12 protein-coding genes are annotated in these 16,269 nt (G+C 72.9%); 6 read left to right on the forward strand and 6 right to left on the reverse strand.

The window, feature by feature from the left end; translation table 11 throughout:
- Window positions 1-32: 32 nt before the first annotated feature.
- Entirely contained in the window at window positions 33-626 is a 594-nt protein-coding gene (locus tag EES41_RS29255) for a 1,4-alpha-glucan branching protein (protein WP_123081007.1), read from the reverse strand.
- 58 nt (window positions 627-684) lie between these two features.
- Window positions 685-1,410, reverse strand: a complete 726-nt coding sequence (locus tag EES41_RS29260) for a MerR family transcriptional regulator (RefSeq protein ID WP_123081008.1) — start codon at window positions 1,408-1,410, stop codon at window positions 685-687.
- Between the two features lie 134 nt (window positions 1,411-1,544).
- Between EES41_RS29260 and EES41_RS29265 the strand changes: the two genes are divergently transcribed.
- Window positions 1,545-3,377 (forward strand): long-chain fatty acid--CoA ligase, encoded by a 1,833-nt coding sequence (locus tag EES41_RS29265; protein WP_123081009.1) that lies wholly within the window; start codon window positions 1,545-1,547, stop codon window positions 3,375-3,377.
- A 5-nt stretch (window positions 3,378-3,382) separates the two neighbouring features.
- Window positions 3,383-5,023 (forward strand): bifunctional aspartate transaminase/aspartate 4-decarboxylase, encoded by a 1,641-nt coding sequence (locus tag EES41_RS29270; RefSeq protein ID WP_123081010.1) that lies wholly within the window; start codon window positions 3,383-3,385, stop codon window positions 5,021-5,023.
- Window positions 5,024-5,031: 8 nt separating this feature from the next.
- On the opposite strand, the gene sph is transcribed toward EES41_RS29270, so the two are convergent.
- Window positions 5,032-6,024 carry a sphingomyelin phosphodiesterase gene (gene sph / locus EES41_RS29275; protein WP_123081011.1) on the reverse strand — a complete coding sequence of 331 codons (993 nt, stop codon included), beginning with the start codon at window positions 6,022-6,024 and terminating at the stop codon, window positions 5,032-5,034.
- A 211-nt stretch (window positions 6,025-6,235) separates the two neighbouring features.
- Between sph and EES41_RS29280 the strand changes: the two genes are divergently transcribed.
- Window positions 6,236-7,129: an oxygenase MpaB family protein gene (locus EES41_RS29280; protein WP_123081012.1), complete on the forward strand. Its 894-nt coding sequence runs from the start codon at window positions 6,236-6,238 to the stop codon at window positions 7,127-7,129.
- Between the two features lie 48 nt (window positions 7,130-7,177).
- On the opposite strand, the gene EES41_RS29285 is transcribed toward EES41_RS29280, so the two are convergent.
- Together EES41_RS29285 and EES41_RS29290 are read right to left on the reverse strand one after the other, a co-directional pair.
- A complete protein-coding gene (locus EES41_RS29285; RefSeq protein WP_073797026.1) occupies window positions 7,178-8,686 on the reverse strand; it encodes a M1 family metallopeptidase in 1,509 nt (502 codons plus the stop codon).
- A 228-nt stretch (window positions 8,687-8,914) separates the two neighbouring features.
- Window positions 8,915-10,003 carry a hypothetical protein gene (locus tag EES41_RS29290; RefSeq protein WP_123081013.1) on the reverse strand — a complete coding sequence of 363 codons (1,089 nt, stop codon included), beginning with the start codon at window positions 10,001-10,003 and terminating at the stop codon, window positions 8,915-8,917.
- A 228-nt stretch (window positions 10,004-10,231) separates the two neighbouring features.
- Here EES41_RS29290 and EES41_RS29295 point away from each other — a divergent pair, with 228 nt between their 5' ends.
- Together EES41_RS29295 and EES41_RS29300 are read left to right on the forward strand one after the other, a co-directional pair.
- On the forward strand, window positions 10,232-10,627 hold the full coding sequence (locus EES41_RS29295; protein WP_047961143.1) for a MarR family winged helix-turn-helix transcriptional regulator: 396 nt from the start codon (window positions 10,232-10,234) through the stop codon (window positions 10,625-10,627).
- A 206-nt stretch (window positions 10,628-10,833) separates the two neighbouring features.
- Window positions 10,834-12,153, forward strand: a complete 1,320-nt coding sequence (locus tag EES41_RS29300) for an aldehyde dehydrogenase family protein (RefSeq protein WP_123081015.1) — start codon at window positions 10,834-10,836, stop codon at window positions 12,151-12,153.
- Window positions 12,154-12,194: 41 nt separating this feature from the next.
- Here the strand turns inward: EES41_RS29300 and EES41_RS29305 are convergent, their stop codons facing one another.
- Window positions 12,195-13,373: a hypothetical protein gene (locus EES41_RS29305; RefSeq protein WP_123081016.1), complete on the reverse strand. Its 1,179-nt coding sequence runs from the start codon at window positions 13,371-13,373 to the stop codon at window positions 12,195-12,197.
- A 196-nt stretch (window positions 13,374-13,569) separates the two neighbouring features.
- Here EES41_RS29305 and EES41_RS29310 point away from each other — a divergent pair, with 196 nt between their 5' ends.
- On the forward strand, window positions 13,570-16,074 hold the full coding sequence (locus EES41_RS29310) for a Tex family protein (RefSeq protein WP_123081017.1): 2,505 nt from the start codon (window positions 13,570-13,572) through the stop codon (window positions 16,072-16,074).
- Window positions 16,075-16,269 lie beyond the last annotated feature (195 nt).

The following is a 16,269-nucleotide window of genomic DNA, read 5'->3' on the forward strand; positions in this document are numbered from 1 at the left end:
CCCTGCCCCCGGGACCGCCCGGCGTGGCGGGGTCAGCGCGCGGCGAGGGACGCGAACACGCCCCGGTGCGCGCTCCCGTCGGGGCCGGTCCAGCCCGCGGTGACCTCGCCGAGGGGCTTGGCGGCGGGAGCCGCCGCCTCCCCGAGCACGCGCGTCACGGTGAGCGCGGGAGCGTCCTCGGCGCCCGCCGGTTCCGGCCCCTCGTACCGCGCGGTGACGGACGGGTCCGGAGTGTCGCTCAGGCTCTGCGCCTGCGGCTCGGCGCGGCCCTGGAGCAGCGCGAGCAACTGCGCGGTCAGCACCGGGTCGTGCGGCCCGTCGTACACCCAGCGGCGTCCGAGGACGCCGTGCTCGGTGGTGCCGACCAGGGCCGCCTCGGCGCCGGCCAGCGGAGCGCCGCGGTAGGTGAGGGGCACGTGGTACGCGGTCGGCTCCCCGCCCGAGGCGTCGGTGACCACCATGAACTCGATGCCCACCTCGCCCTCGGGGTCGTCGAGGCGGAAACCGCCCGCCCGGGCCAGGGCCGGCGGCCGCCCGGTGGGCAGGTACCAGGGCTGGGCCGGCAGCCAGGCGGCAAGGAGCTCCAGCTTGCCGGGGCTCATCGTGGTCTTGTGAATGATCGCCATGACGGCGAACCTACCTGGTGGGGCGCCCTGTTGGGCGACCCGGTGGGGCCGCGCGGCGTCAGGCCTCCGGGACGAACGCCGCCTTCAGCTCTTCCTTCAGCGACCGCTGGAAGGCGGTGACCAGAGCCTGAACGACCATCGGCTGCATGTGTGCGGACAGCGCCTTCATCGACTCCACCCGCTCCGGATCGCTCTCGCCCCGCGTGAACGGTCCCCACACCTCGTCCCGGAACAGCGCCGTCAGCTGGTGCGCCGCCGTCCGCGCGTGCTCCAGCAGCACCTCGCGCGCCGCCAGGATCGTCTCGTGCGCGATCGGTACGTCGAGCAGCGCGACGCCGAGCCGCAGCAGGCCCACGTCCACCCGGAAGCCCTCCGCCGTCGGCGCCAGCACGTTCATCGCCGTCAGCCGCCGGAGGTCGCTCTCGGTCAGGGTCCGCCCGGCGCGCTTCTCCAGCTCCTCCCGCGAGGACTCCAGCGCCGCGTCCGGGGCCCAGGTCGCCACCAGCGCCCGGTGGATCGCCAGGTCGTGCGCGCTCAGGTCGTCGGGCAGCGCGTCCAGGTACCGCTCGATGGCGGACAGGGTCATGCCCTGGTGCTGCAACTCCTCGATGAGCGCCAGCCGGGACAGGTGTTCCGGGCCGTAGTGGCCCACCCGACGAGGGCCGATCACGGGAGGGGGCAAAAGCCCGCGCGTGCTGTAGAACCGTACGGTGCGGACGGTCACGCCCGCCCGGGAGGCCAGCTCGTCGACGGTGAGCGTCGGCTCGGGTGCCTGGGTGGTCATGGTCGGGTCTCCGCCTCGCTCTCTGATCAGCGCGTCTCAGCACTTCTCAGCACGTCCCAGTGCGTTCCGTTCCCGCACCGCGGTTCAACAGTATTGCTGTCGCACCAACGATGTGAAACGTCCAGGAGCTGCCCATGCCCACGAATCTGCGACTGCCCGGACAACCCGACGAGCTCACCCTCCCCGCCCTGCTGGCCCGCAACGCCGCCCAGTACGGGGACCTCCCCGCCCTCTCGTGGCGCGAGGGCGACGGCTGGGCCACCCTCAGCTGGGCCGAGGCCCGCCGCGAGATCGCCGTCCTCGCCTCCGGCTACGCCGCCCTCGGCATCGAGCGCGGCGAGCACGTCCTGATGATGATGGGCAACCGGCCCGAACACTGGCTCAGCGACCTCGCCCTCGTCCACCTCGGCGCCGTCCCCGTCACCGTGTACGGGACCTCCGCGCCCGAGCAGATCGCCCACATAGCCCGGCACAGCCGGGCCCGGGTCGCGATCGTCGAGGGGGCCCGCGAACTCGCCCGCTGGGAGCCCCTGCTGGCCGACGGCACGGTCGCCCTGGAACGCCTCGTCGTCGCCGAGGCGGCCGACGCCGGCCCGCACCGCGCGTACGGCTCCCTGCACGCGAGCGGCGCCCGCACGCACCGCCCCGACGCCTTCGAGAAGGCCTGGCGGGAGGCCCGCCCCGAGGATCCGCTGACGGTGGTCTACACCTCGGGCACCACCGGCGACCCCAAGGGCGTCCGGCTGACCCACCGCAACATCATGCTCCAGTCCGTCCGCCTCGACCGGCGCGTGGACCTGCCGGAGCACGCGGAGCACATCTGCTACCTGCCGTTCGCGCACATCGCCGAGCGGATCCTCGGCATCTACCTCCCGCTGCTGCGGGCCGCGCACGTCCGCCTCGTCGCCGACCCCACGGCCGTCGCGGGCGCCGTCCGCGAGCTGCACCCGGTGCAGTTCTTCGGCGTGCCCCGGGTCTGGGAGAAGCTCGCCGCGGGCGTACGGGCCGTACTGGCGCGGCTCCCCGAGGCGCAGCGGCAGGCCATCGAGGCCGCCAACGACCTGGCCCGGGCCTTCGCCGCCCACCAGGAGCGCGGCCAGGCCGTCCCCGCCGCGCTGGGCGCCTCGTACGCCCGGGCCAAGGAACAGGTGCTGGACCCGCTGCTGGGCCTGGCGGGGCTGGACCGGCTGGCCTGGACGGCCAGCGCCACCGCGCCGATGCCGATCGACGTGGTGCGCTTCTGGGCGGGCTGGGGCATCACCATCATGGACGCCTGGGGCCTCACCGAGACCTCCGGGGTGTGCACGGTCAACAGCCCGGACGGCTTCCGGCTGGGCTCGGTGGGCCGCCCGATCGACGGGGTGGAGCTGCGGCTCGCCGAGGACGGGGAGATCCTCACCCGCGGCGCGACCGTCTTCGGCGGCTACCTGCGGCCCGACGGTTCGGTGGAGAGCGCCGCCGACGCCGAGGGCTGGTTCCCGACCGGGGACATCGGCCGGCTCGACGAGGACGGCTTCCTGTGGCTGACCGACCGCAAGAAGGAGCTGATCATCACCTCGAACGGCAAGAACGTCTCGCCGGCGCTGGTGGAGAACACGGTCAAGGAACACCCCCTGATCGGCCAGGCCCTGGTGCACGGCGACGGCCGCTCCTACCTGGTCGCCCTCCTGGTCCTGGACGCGGAACTGGCCCCCGCCTGGGCCGCCGCCCGGGGAATCGAGGCCGACTCGCCCGCCGAGCTCGCCGCGCACCCGGAGGTACGGCAGGAGATCGCCCGCGCCGTCGAGGCCGCCAACGCCCGCCTCAACCGCACCGAGCAGATCAAGCGGTACCGGCTGCTCACCGAGGAGTGGGGCCCCGATTCGGGGGAGCTCACCCCGTCGCTGAAGCTGCGCCGCCGGGTGGTCCGGGAGAAGTACGGGCCGCTGATCGAGGCCCTGTACGAGGAGGCGCCGCCCGCCGGCTGACCCGGATGGCCCCGTCCGGTGAGCGCCCGGCCGCTCACCGGACCAGGGTGGGGGCATGTGGCGGAAGGACTTCAGCCGTGTCTGAGAGCAGCTTCAGCCTCTACGCGGGCCGGGGCAACCCGAACTGGACCGCGACCGGGCCCCGCGAGGCCTTCCACGCCCTCGGCTACTTCGCGCTCGACGAGTCCCGGCGGGTGTGGACGGCCGACAACCTCGGCGGAACGCCCGAGAGGCGGGGCATCGGGGAGCGCTTCGACTCGTGGGTGCGCCGCCATCCGCAGCTGCCGGGGGTCGAACTCCTGGCCGCCTGCGTCCAGTACGCCCTGGCCCGGTGGGCCTTCGACAAGGACGAGTTCGTCCACGAACTGGCCGACGCCGTCACCGGCGGCACCTACCCGGTGCCGGGCCGGATGCTGACGCACGCCGAGCACATCGTGCGCGGCTACCTCGGCTTCGAGATGTTCGGCACCCGGCCGCCGAAGGGCGACATGTCGCTGTTCGCCACCGAGGGCGCCGCCGCGGCCATGTGCTACGTCTTCGACTCCCTGGTGAAGAACGGGATCCTGGCCAAGGGCGACAAGGTCGCCCTGATGGCCCCGGTGTTCACCCCGTACGTGGAGGTCCCCGAGCTCGACGCGTACGGGTTCGAGGTCGTCGAGGTCCGTGCGAGCCGCTCCGCCGGGACCGGGGTGCGGCAGTGGCACTACCCGCGGGAGGAGGTCGCCAAGCTGGCCGACCCGGCCGTCCGGCTCGTCTGCGCGGTCAACCCCGGCAACCCGCCCTCGCCGGTGCTGGGCGACCGGGTGGCGGAGCAGATCAAGGAGATCGTCGCGACCGCCAACCCGCGGCTGCTGATCGTCACCGACGACGTGTACGGCACCTTCGTGCCGGGCTTCCACTCGCTGGCCGCCGACGTCCCGCGCAACACGCTGCTCGTGTACTCGTACTCCAAGCACTTCGGGTGCACGGGCTGGCGGCTCGGCGTCATCGGCCTGCACGACGACAACGTCATCGACGAGATGATCGCTGACCTCCCGCAGGAGCGGAAGGACCGCCTCGCACGCCGCTACCGCTCGCTCACCCCGGAGCCGGAGAAGCTCCGCTTCATCGACCGGCTGGTCACCGATTCGCGCCCGGTGGCCCCGCGGCACACGGCCGGCCTCTCGCTGCCGCAGCAGGCGATGATGGTGCTGTTCTCCCTCTTCGACCTGCTGGAGGAGGGCCAGGCGTACAAGGAGCGGGTCCGGCAGATCGTCCGGCAGCGCCTGGAGCTCCTGCTGGAGGGCGCCCGGATGAAGACCGCCGACGACGACCGGCGGGCCGGCCACTACGTCGAGCTCGACCTGCTCGCCGAGGCCGAACGGGTCCACGGCAAGGAGTTCGCCGACTTCCTGGAGAAGACCTACGAGCCGTCCGACCCGGTCTTCCGGCTCGCCGCACGGACCTCGGTGGCGGCGCCGCCCGGCGGCTTCGACGGCCCCGAATGGTCGGTCCGGATCTCCCTGGCCGACCTCGACGACATGGACTGCCTGAAGATCGGCCACCACCTGGGGGAGGTCTTCCGGGAGTACGTGGCCGAATGGACCCGTTCACCGTCCCCGCGGGGCCCCGCCGGTGAGGCGGGGCACCCGGGGGCGGCGCGCTGAGGCGGCGGTCAGCGGCCGATCAGCGGGTAGTGGTCGGAGAGGTTCGTGTACGTGTAGGAGGTGCCCCAGCTGGAGACCGTCCAGGGCGCCGACTGCTCCTTCACCACGGTGTTCTCCCAGTTCGCCGGGCGGGCGTTGCCCTTGCGGTACAGGACGTAGTCCAGGTCCTCGCGCGGGTCCGTCGGGTAGCGGTAGTTCGCGATCGAGTTCAGCGCGGTGTCGAAGGAGTACGGGTGGCCCGTACGGGTGTCGGAGCCGGCCAGGTCCGCGTTCGCGAGCATGGAGGCGTACTCTGGCGTGCGGGAGTCGACGTTCATGTCGCCCGCGACGATGACCTGTTCGCTCGCCGGGATGTTCTTGCCGTCCAGGAAGGCGTCTATCGCCTTGAACTGGCGCGCCCGCATCTGCGCGGCCTCGCCCGCGCCGCAGCCCGGGTCGGTGGACTGCGCGTGGGTTCCCACCACGTGCACCTTGGCGCCGTTCACGTCCAGCACGGCGTACGCGAAGCCCTTGTTGGACCACCAGTCCGCGCCGCAGGCGTCCTTGTAGACCACCTGCTCCTTGCGGACGATGGGCCACTTGCTGAGGATCGTGACGCCGCCGTCCTCCGGCGTGGTGGCGGAGTACGAGCCGCCCGTGGCGTCCCAGCCGCTCTTGCTCCGGCCGACCACCGGGGTCTGGTAGGGGTACTGCGCGGCCGAGTTGGCCTTCAGCGCGTCCGAGGCGCCGTTGTCGAAGGCCTCCTGGAGCACGACCACGTCGTGGCCCTGGTAGAAGGAGGCCTTGGGGATCTCCGTCGCGCGGTGGTCCTGGCCCCAGTTCGGGTACAGGTTCTTACTCATGATGAACACGTTGTACGACAGGACGCTGAGCCGCGGGGTCGCGGCGGCGCTCTCGGCGGCCGTGGCGGCGGGCGCCGTGGTGACGGCCAGCGCGCCGGCGGCGATGGCCGCGACGGCCGTGGCGGCGGCCCGGTGGCGGCGGTGCGGGGTGAGCGGCATGAGGTCTCCATCGTTGCTGCGGGGGGAGGCGGGGGGAGATCGACTCCGTCATCCAAGCAGCCGCGGTTACCTCTGGGTAACACCCGTGACAAGACTTTCTGTCGGGAGTGCGGACGTCTGGCGCGCGGGGCCGGACGGCGGCCGGGAAGGGCCGGGAAGGGCCCCGGGAGGGCCCGGCGGGGTCCGTGCAGGTCCGCGCATACTTGAATCCATGAGGAAGACGCGGGTATCCGCCCCCGGACCGGCCGCCGCGCGGCGCCCCGACCCCGAGCCGCCCGCCCCCGGCGGCGTGCTCTGGACCATCTCCGGGGACGTCCGGGCCCTGCTGATGCTGCCCGCCGCCTTCACCATGCAGGTCGCGCACCCCGCCATCGCCGCCGGAGTCGACGAGCACTCCGTGTTCCGCACCGACCCCTGGGGCCGCGGCGAGCGCTCGCTGCGCTCCGTCCAGCTCTGGGTGTACGGCGGCGAGGAGGCCGCCGAGGAAGGCCGCCGGGTGCGCCGGCTCCACAAGGAGATCCAGGGCGTCGACACCCGCGGCCGGCGCTACCACTCCCTCGACCCCGCCTGCTACTCCTGGGTGCACGCCACCGGCTTCCCCGTCTACCTCCACGCGGGGCGGTACCTGCTGCGCCCCTTCACCCCCGCCCAGGAACGGCAGCTGTACCGCGAGTGGCTCCAGGTCGGCCGGATCCTCGGCATCCACGACCGGGACATGCCGCAGACCATCGAGGAGTACTGGCCCTACTACCGCCGGATGCTGGCCGAGGAGATCGAGCCGACGCAGGTCGCCCGCGAGCTCGTCGCCACCGACGTGCCGCTGCCCCGGCCCGAGGGCGGCCCGCTCGCCGTACGGCTGCTGCTCCGGGTGGCGTGGCCGGCGCTGCGGGTGGCGTTCCTGCGCCTGCGGGCCTTCGCCACCGTCGGGTACATGCCGCCCGACGCCCGCGCCGCCATCGGGCTGGAGTGGAGCCCGGCCCAGGAGCGCAGGCTCCGGCGGTTCAGCGCGGTCGTACGGATCCTCGTACCGCTGCTGCCCGAGCGGCTGCGGTACCTGCCCATCGCCCGCGAGGCGCGGGCGCGGTGGCGCGCCGCCGCCCGCTGAGGAGCGGGCGCCGGCGCGCCGGACCGGCCGCCGCCGCGACCGGGGAAATCAGTGCTCGTGGATCGAGTCCGTCGCCGCGATCTTCTTCCAGGACTTCGGCTCCACCGGCTGCGCCGCCGGGGCCTTCAGGGCGCGGCCCGTCTTGGACGGGGCGGCGGCCGGCGGGGCGAACGACGGCTTGCCCGGGGTGTAGAGCCAGGTCTCGAACAGCTGGGCCAGCGGCTTGTTCGAGATCTTCTCCGCGTACCGGACGAAGTCGCCGACCTTGGCGTTGCCGTACGCCCGCTCCGTCGGCCAGCCCTTCAGGATCTGGAAGAACTTCTCGTCACCGACCTCGTTCCGCAGCGCCTGGATGGCGATGGCGCCGCGGTCGTAGACGGCCCCGTGGAACTGGTTGTCCGGGCCCGGGTCACCCGGCTTGACCTGCCAGAACGGGTCATCGGCGGCACGCTGGCCGTACGCCCAGGCGGCGAGCTCCTGCGCCGTGCCCTCGCCCTCCTTCTCCGACCACAGCCACTGGCTGTAGCGGGCGAAGCCCTCGTTGATCCAGATGTCCTTCCAGCCTTCGACGGAGACGCTGTCCCCGTACCACTGGTGGGCCAGCTCGTGCACGACCACCGAGATGTTGGAGCCGCTCTGGAACTGGCGCGGGCTGTAGAAGGGCCGCGTCTGGGTCTCCAGTGCGAAGCCGGTCGGCACGTTCGGGACGTACCCGCCCACCGCGTTGAAGGGGTACGGCCCGAAGACCCCCTCCAGCCATTCGGCGACCTCGCCCGTCCGCTCGACGCTCGCGCGCGCCGCGCCCGCGTTCTCGCCGAGGTCCGTGCTGTACGCGTTGAGGATCGGCAGCCCGCTCGACGTCTTGTCGGTGGTGATGTCGAACTTCCCGATGGCCAGGGTGGTGAGGTACGTGGCCTGCGGCTTGTTCGAGCGCCAGTTGTAGCGGGTCCAGCCCAGCCGGGAACTCTGGGACTGGAGCACGCCGTTGCTGATGGCCTGCGTACCGTCCGGGACGTTGACCGAGACGTCGAACGTGGCCTTGTCGAGGGGGTGGTCGTTGCTCGGGAACCACCAGCTCGCCGAGTCCGGCTCCTGCGCGGCCACGCCGCCGTCCGGGGTGCGCTGCCAGGCGCTCCAGCCGTCGACCTTGAACTCGGAGGGCTTGCCCGCGTACTTGACGACGACGCTCGCCTGCTTGTTCCGCTGGAGCGGCTGCGCCGGGGTCACCTCAAGCTCGTGCTCACCGGAGGTGGCGAACCGGGCCTTCACGCCGTTGACCCGGATCTCGCTGACCTTGAGGCCGAAGTCGAGGTTGAAGCGGGAGAGGTCCTGCTTGGCGGTGGCGAGGAGGGTGGCGGTGCCCTCCAGCAGGTCCGTCTTCGGCTGGTACTGGAGGCGCAGGTCGTAGTGGGACACGTCGTACCCGCCGTTTCCGCTGGCCGGGTAGTAGGGGTCGCCGATACCCGGGGCACCCGGCACGGAACTGGCCGCCGACGCCGGGATCACCAGCAGGAGGGAGGCGGCGAGCACGCTCGGGGCGATGACTTTGCGGTGCACGAAGAGCTCCAATGGGTAGGGGAGACAGTTCTGTTCAGGCGCTTGTCGTCCGACCGTATTCACGCCCGGAGCCCCACGTCATGTCCATGGCCACCCCTGTCACACGATCGCCATTCGGCCGTCACAGCGCGCCCCCCGGAAGGCGGTACCGGGCCCCCGGACAGCCCGCCCGGGGGCGGACGGGCCGCGGAAGAAAGGCCGGAAAGGGCGGCACGCACCGGGCGTGGCTCAGACGGCGACCGCCTCCTCCATCTCCTCCTCGTTCTCCTCCTCCCGGGTCGGCCGCTGCGGGGCGCCCCGGTCCGCGGGGGTCGGCGCCGCGACCGCGGCGGCCGTGCGGCGGCGGCGTTCGGTGAGGGCGGCGGCGCCGGTGAGCAGCAGGCCCAGGAGCAGCCACAGGGCGAGGGTGGTCAGCTGGCGGGAGAGGCCGTCGTGGCCGAAGTAGACGAGGCCGCGCAGGCCTTCGACGTACCCGGCGCCGTTCCAGAAGGCGTTCAGGGAGCCGAAGAAGCCGTTCTGCAGCTCGGGCCGGAACAGCCCGCCGGAGCTGGTGAAGTTGAGCATCACGAAGAGCACCATCATGGCGAGCGTCGTCCAGCGCTTCAGGAAGGCGTGGAGGCCGACGCCGATGAAGAGGATGCCGGCGGAGTAGAGCCAGCTCAGGCCCCAGACGCCGGCCAGGCCGTGGTGGGCGAGGTGGAAGACCGGTCCGGCGAGCAGGGCGCCGATCACGCTGACCGCGCCGGAGACGGCGACCACGAGCAGGGCGCGGCCGCGCATGCGCAGTGCGGCGCCCGCACCGCCGAGGACCGCCACCGAGGCGTAGGAGCCGATGCTGATCGCGACGAGCAGGAAGAAGAGCCCCTGGCCGGTCGGGTCGTCGGCGGTGGTGGGGACGACGTCGGTGACCTTGAGCGGGGCGTCCTGCCGGGCGGCGACCGGGGTGAAGATCTTCTGCGCCACGGTGGCGCCGGTGTCGGAGGCGGCGGTGGCGACGATGAGTTCGGGCCGGGTGTCGCTCAGGACGTAGGCGGCGGTGACGCGGCGGTCCTTGACCTCGTCGATCGCGGCGGTGCGGTCGGTGAGGGTGCGTACGTCGAGGGCGTCACCGGCGTCGTTCTTGACCGTCTGGGCGAAGACCATGGCCTTGGGGCCCTCGCCGACGACGGCGACCGGCAGGTGGTGGGGCTCCGGCTGGACGAAGGCGCCCATGTAGGCGAGCCCCATGCCCAGGCACATCAGCAGCGGGGTCAGCAGGTGGGTCAGTACGTGGCGCAGCTCGGGCGCGGCTGCGGGGGCGGGAGTGGAGCCGGACATGGGGGACCTCCGGTGTCGGCGCGGGCCCGGCAGCGGCCCGCGCCGTTACATGTCCGGCAGGGCGGGTGCCATGCGGACATGGTTGGCGTATACAACTACATTTAAGTTGTACCATACAACTACCCGCTGGAGGAGGTCGACGCCGTGAGCACGGACCCACCGGAAACAGCCACCCCCCACCCGGGCGACGGGCGCAGGGAGGCCGCAGTCGAGACGATCCAGCGGGAGATGACCGCGTTCGCCCGGCGGGCCCGCTCCGCGGCCGCGCGGATGCACCCGGAACTCTCGCTGGTGTCCTTCACCCTGCTCGGCCACCTGGAGGAGCACCCGGGCTGCCGGGCCCGCGACCTCGCCGCCCACTACGCGCTCGACAAGTCCACGGTCAGCCGCCAGGTCGCCGCTTTGGAGCGGGCGGGCCTGGTCGGGCGGCGCGCCGACCCGGCCGACCACCGGGTCCAGGTACTGGAGCTCACCTCGGCGGGCGCGGCCGCACTGGACCAGGCGGCCGAGATCCGCACCGCCATGTTCCGCGAGCGGCTCGCGGACTGGGCAGGTGAGGACCTGGACCGCTTCGCCGCCTATCTGCTGCGCTACAACGAGCGCGGCGGGTACGGCGAGCGCTGACTCGCGGGGTGCGTGCGCCGCCCGCCGGCCCCGTACGCGCCCATCGGGCGGCGCCGCACATGCCTCGCCGTGCGGCGGGCAGGCGCAGGGGGCAGGGCGCCGGTCGTCGCGGGGCGCCAGGGAATGCCCTCGGCCTTTTAGTTGCTATATACATCGAATGGTGTGGGTGCTGCTGCCCGCGCCGCGCGACCCTCAGGAGACATCGCATGCCGCACCACCCCTCGGAATCGCCCGCGGACGTCGTCGCACGGCTGCGCGCCACCTTCGCCACCGGCCGTACGAAGCCGCTGGCCTGGCGTCGCGAGCAGCTCGAAGCCCTGCGCGGGCTGCTGACCGAGCGCGGTGACGAGCTGGCCGCCGCGCTCCACGCCGACCTCGGCAAGGGGGCGAAGGAGGCCTACCGCACCGAGATCGACTTCACCGTGCGCGAGATCGACCACACCCTGCAGCACCTGGCGCAGTGGCTGCGGCCGCAGCCCGTGCCCGTACCTGAGCGGCTGAGCCCGGCGAGTGCCCACACGGTGCAGGACCCGCTCGGCGTGGTCCTCGTCATCGCCCCCTGGAACTACCCGGTCCAGCTGCTGCTGGCCCCGGTCGTCGGGGCGCTGGCGGCCGGCAACTGCGTGGTGGCCAAGCCCAGCGAGCTGGCACCGGCCACCTCGCGCGCCATCGCCGGCCTCCTGCCGCGCTACCTCGACCGCGACGCGGTCGCCGTGGTGGAGGGGGCGGTGCCCGAGACCACCGACCTGCTCGCGCAGCGGTTCGACCACATCTTCTACACCGGCAACGGCCAGGTCGGGCGGATCGTCATGCGGGCCGCCGCCGAGAACCTCACCCCCGTCACGCTCGAACTGGGCGGCAAGTCGCCGGTGTTCGTCGACCGCGGCACCGACCTGGGCACGGTCGCCGCCCGGCTGGCGGCCGCCAAGTTCATGAACGCCGGTCAGACGTGCGTGGCCCCCGACTACGTACTGACCGATCCGCAGACCGCCAGGGAGCTGGAGAAGGCCCTCGCCGAGGTACTGCGCGACCTGTACGGGCAGGACCCGGCGGAGTCCCCGGACTACGGCCGGATCGTCAACGAGCGCCATTTCGACCGGCTCTCGGGCCTGCTCGACTCCGGTCGTACCGTTACCGGCGGGACCCGCGATCGCGCGCGGCGCTACATCGCGCCGACCGTGCTGGCCGAGGTGGCGCCCGACTCGCCCGTCATGGGCGAGGAGATCTTCGGCCCGATCCTGCCGCTGGTCGAGGTGGCCGATCTGGACGAGGCCATCGCCTTCATCCGCGACCGCGACAAGCCCCTGGCGCTGTACGCGTTCACCGAATCCCAGACCACCCGTGACCGCCTGACCCGGGAGACCTCCTCGGGCGGCCTGGCGTTCGGGCTGCCCGTGGCCCACCTGACGGTGTCCGACCTGCCCTTCGGCGGTGTGGGGGAGAGCGGCATGGGCAGCTACCACGGCCGCTACTCCCTGGACACCTTCAGCCACCGCAAGGCCGTCCTGGACAAGCCCCTGCGCTGACGGCGGACCGCGCCGGTCAGGCCGCCCCCCGGGCCGTGTGCCTAGTTGCCGCCCGGCCCCTCGGGGCTCTCGGGCCGCGGGGGCGCGGCGGGCGCCGCCGGGGCCGTGGGGGCGGCGGCGGGCGCGGGGGCGCCGACCTCGGCGAGGATCGCGTCGGCGAGGCCCTCGCGGCGGATCCGCTGGTCCACGTACAGCATCCCGGCGGCCAGTTGGGTGAACGCGATCTGGAACGTCTGGCTGGCGACGCCGCCGACGGCCATGGCGACCACGGCGAACCCCAGGGCGGCGATCAGGCCGGCCGGGGTGGCGTCCGAGCCGTTCTCGACGCCCGCCATGGCGGGAATCATCCCGATCATGCCGACGGTCTGGAACGGCAGCTGGATCACCCAGGAGACCGCCCCCGCGACCATCCCGGCGACCAGGGTGACGCCGAAGATCCGCCACCAGTCGCCCCGGACCAGGGCGGCCGAGCGGCGCAGTGCGGTGACCGGGCTCGCGCCCTCCATGACCACGGCGGCCGGGGCCAGGCTGAACCGGATGCCGAGCCACACGGCCAGGGGCGCCGCGACCAGCAGGAACATCGGCAGGAGGCCGACGAGCAGCGGCGCGTTGTGCTCGGAGGCGGTGGCGATCAGCAGCGGCACCCACACCGCCAGGACGGCGAACACCGGCGCACCGGCGATCAGGATGCTCAGCAGGGTCGCACCGGCCACGGCGGGCGCCCGCCGGAAGGCGGCGCGCCACATCGTGCGGAAGGTGGTGGGCCTGCCCATCACCGCCTCCCTGAGGACCGCCGGGCAGAGCGAGGCCATGACCGCGGTCGCCAGCACGCCGATGACGCAGAGGACCACGAACAGCACGGCGCCCGCCACGAGCAGCGGCACGACGTGCTCGGGCGTCGGGTCCTCACCGAAGGGCGGGTCGAAGACGGGCTCGAAGTGGCTGAACACCGAGGCCACGGCGATGGCCACCGCGAGGGCCATCACCGGCAGGGTGATGGCCTGCACGGCCAGCATCACGCCGACCAGCTGCTTCCAGTGGCGGCGCATGGTCGCGAAGGTCCCGCTCAATATCTCGGCCAGGTTCAGCGGCCGCAGGGGGATCACCCCCGGCTGCGGGGACTGGGGCTGCCACGCCCCCCACTGCGGGGCGCCGCCCCAGCCGGCGCCGGGGCCTCCCGGCCCCTGGCCCGCCGGTCCCCACCCTGTGTTCTGCGTCATGCACATGCTCCGTACGTCGTCCCCCGAATGGACGCACAACCTATCCCACCACGTCAGGTACATGGCAGCCGTGCCGGGTTGGCGGGCCCGGGGCGGCAAGCCCGGCGGCGCCGAGGCCCCGGATCCCGGCGTCCGCCGGTGGCACCTGCCACAATTGGCACCCTTCCATGCAAACGAAGGCAGGCGGGACCGCACAGTGACGATGTCCATCGAAGGCAGGATCGCCGAGGAGCTCGGCGTACGGGAGCGGCAGGTCAAGGCGGCCGTCGAGCTGCTCGACGGCGGTTCCACGGTGCCGTTCATCGCGCGCTACCGCAAGGAAGCGACCGAGATGCTCGACGACGCCCAGCTGCGCACCCTGGAGGAGCGGCTGCGGTACCTGCGCGAACTGGAGGACCGGCGCGCGGCGATCCTCGACTCCGTCCGCGAGCAGGGCAAGCTCGACGCCGAGCTGGAGGCGCGGATCAACGCGGCCGACACCAAGGCCCGTCTGGAGGACATCTACCTCCCGTTCAAGCCCAAGCGCCGCACCAAGGCGCAGATCGCCCGCGAGGCCGGTCTGGAACCCCTCGCCGAAAGCCTGCTCACCGACCCGTCCGTGGACCCGGCCGCCGCCGCGGCCGCGTTCGTCGACGCCGGCAAGGGCGTCGCCGACCCGGCGGCCGCCCTGGACGGCGCCCGCGCCATCCTCACCGAGCGGTTCGCGGAGGACGCCGACCTGATCGGCGAGCTCCGCGAACGCATGTGGGGCCGCGGCCGGCTCGCCGCGAAGGTCCGCGAGGGCAAGGAAGAGGCGGGCGCCAAGTTCGCCGACTACTTCGACTTCGCCGAGCCCTTCACCGCGCTGCCCTCGCACCGCGTCCTCGCCATGCTGCGCGGCGAGAAGGAGGACGTGCTCGACCTCAACCTGGAGCCCGAGGAACCGAGCGAGATCCCCGGCCCGTCCACGTACGAGGGCATGATCGCCCGTCGCTTCGGCGTAGGCGATCGCGGCCGCCCCGGCGACAAGTGGCTCGGAGACACCGTCCGCTGGGCGTGGCGCACGAAGATCCAGGTGCACCTCGGCCTCGACCTGCGGACGCGGCTGCGCCAGGCCGCCGAGGACGAGGCGGTCCGCGTCTTCGCCGCCAACCTGCGGGACCTGCTGCTCGCCGCCCCCGCCGGGACCCGCGCCACGCTCGGCCTGGACCCGGGCTTCCGTACCGGCGTGAAGGTCGCCGTCGTGGACGCCACCGGCAAGGTCGTGGCCACCGACGTGATCTACCCGCACGTCCCGGCGAACAAGTGGGACGAGTCCCTCGCCAAGCTGGCCCGCCTCGCCAAGGAGCACGCGGTCGAGCTGATCTCCATCGGCAACGGCACCGCCTCCCGCGAGACCGACAAGCTCGCGGGCGACCTCATCACCCGTCACCCCGAGCTGAAGCTCACCAAGGTGATGGTGTCCGAGGCCGGCGCCTCCGTGTACTCGGCCTCCGCCTTCGCCTCGCAGGAACTCCCGGACATGGACGTGTCGCTGCGCGGCGCCGTCTCCATCGCCCGCCGCCTCCAGGACCCGCTCGCCGAGCTCGTCAAGATCGACCCGAAGTCGATCGGCGTCGGCCAGTACCAGCACGACCTGTCCGAGGTGAAGCTGTCGCGTTCGCTCGACGCCGTGGTCGAGGACTGTGTGAACGGCGTCGGCGTGGACGTCAACACCGCCTCCGCACCGCTGCTCTCGCGGGTGTCGGGGATCAGCGGCGGCCTCGCGGAGAACATCGTCGCCCACCGCGACGCCAACGGCCCCTTCCGCAGCCGCAAGGGGCTCAAGGACGTGGCCCGGCTCGGCCCGAAGGCGTACGAGCAGTGCGCGGGCTTCCTCCGGATCCGCGGCGGGGACGACCCGCTGGACTTCTCCAGCGTGCACCCCGAGGCCTATCCGGTGGTCCGGGGCATGGCCAAGACGGCGGGCAGCGAGGTGGCGGCGCTGATCGGCAACGGCGGCGTGCTGCGTTCGCTGCGGCCGGAGCAGTTCGTCACCGAGGCCTTCGGTCTGCCGACGGTCACCGACATCCTGCGCGAGCTGGAGAAGCCGGGCCGCGACCCGCGTCCCGCGTTCAAGACGGCCACCTTCAAGGAGGGCGTGGAGAAGATCGGAGACCTGGCGCCCGGGATGATCCTGGAGGGCGTGGTCACCAACGTGGCCGCGTTCGGCGCGTTCATCGACATCGGCGTCCACCAGGACGGCCTGGCGCACGTGTCGGCGCTGTCGAAGACGTTCGTCAAGGACCCCCGGGACGTGGTCAAGCCGGGCGACATCGTCCGCGTGAAGGTCATGGAGGTGGACATCCCGCGCAAGCGGATCTCGCTGACCCTGCGGCTGGAGGACGAGGCCGGGGCGGAGCGCTCCGCCGGGGCGCCCCGGCAGCGCGAGGAGAGGCGCGGCGGTGGCCGGCCCCCGCAGCAGCGCGGTACGGGCGGCGGCCGCGAGGGCGGCCAGGGCCAGAGCCAGGGCCAAGGTCAGGGCCGTGGGCAGGGCCAGGACCGGGGCCAGAACCGGGGCCAGCGCCAAGGCGGTCAGGGTGGCCAGGGCGGTCAGGGCGGTCAGCGCCAGGGCGGTCAGCGCCAGGGCGGCGGAGCCGCGGCGCCGGCGAACAGCGCGATGGCCGACGCCCTGCGCCGCGCCGGCCTCACCGGCGGCTCCGAGGAGCGCCGGGGGCGCTGACACCGGCGGGTGCCGGCGGCGCCGGGCGGTGGCCCGGAGGCAGGAGCCCCCTCAGGGGGCCGGCCTTCGGCCACCGCCGCGCCCGCGCGGTCGGGTCAGCATGGCCGAATAGGCGTGCCGCGAGGGGACATTCCTTGCCAACCCCCGTACAAGATCTGTAGGCATGGTGGAACACCCGTTCGTCGCCCGGCGGAC

It is taken from the genome of Streptomyces sp. ADI95-16 (assembly GCF_003721495.1).
GTDB lineage: Bacteria > Actinomycetota > Actinomycetes > Streptomycetales > Streptomycetaceae > Streptomyces > Streptomyces goshikiensis.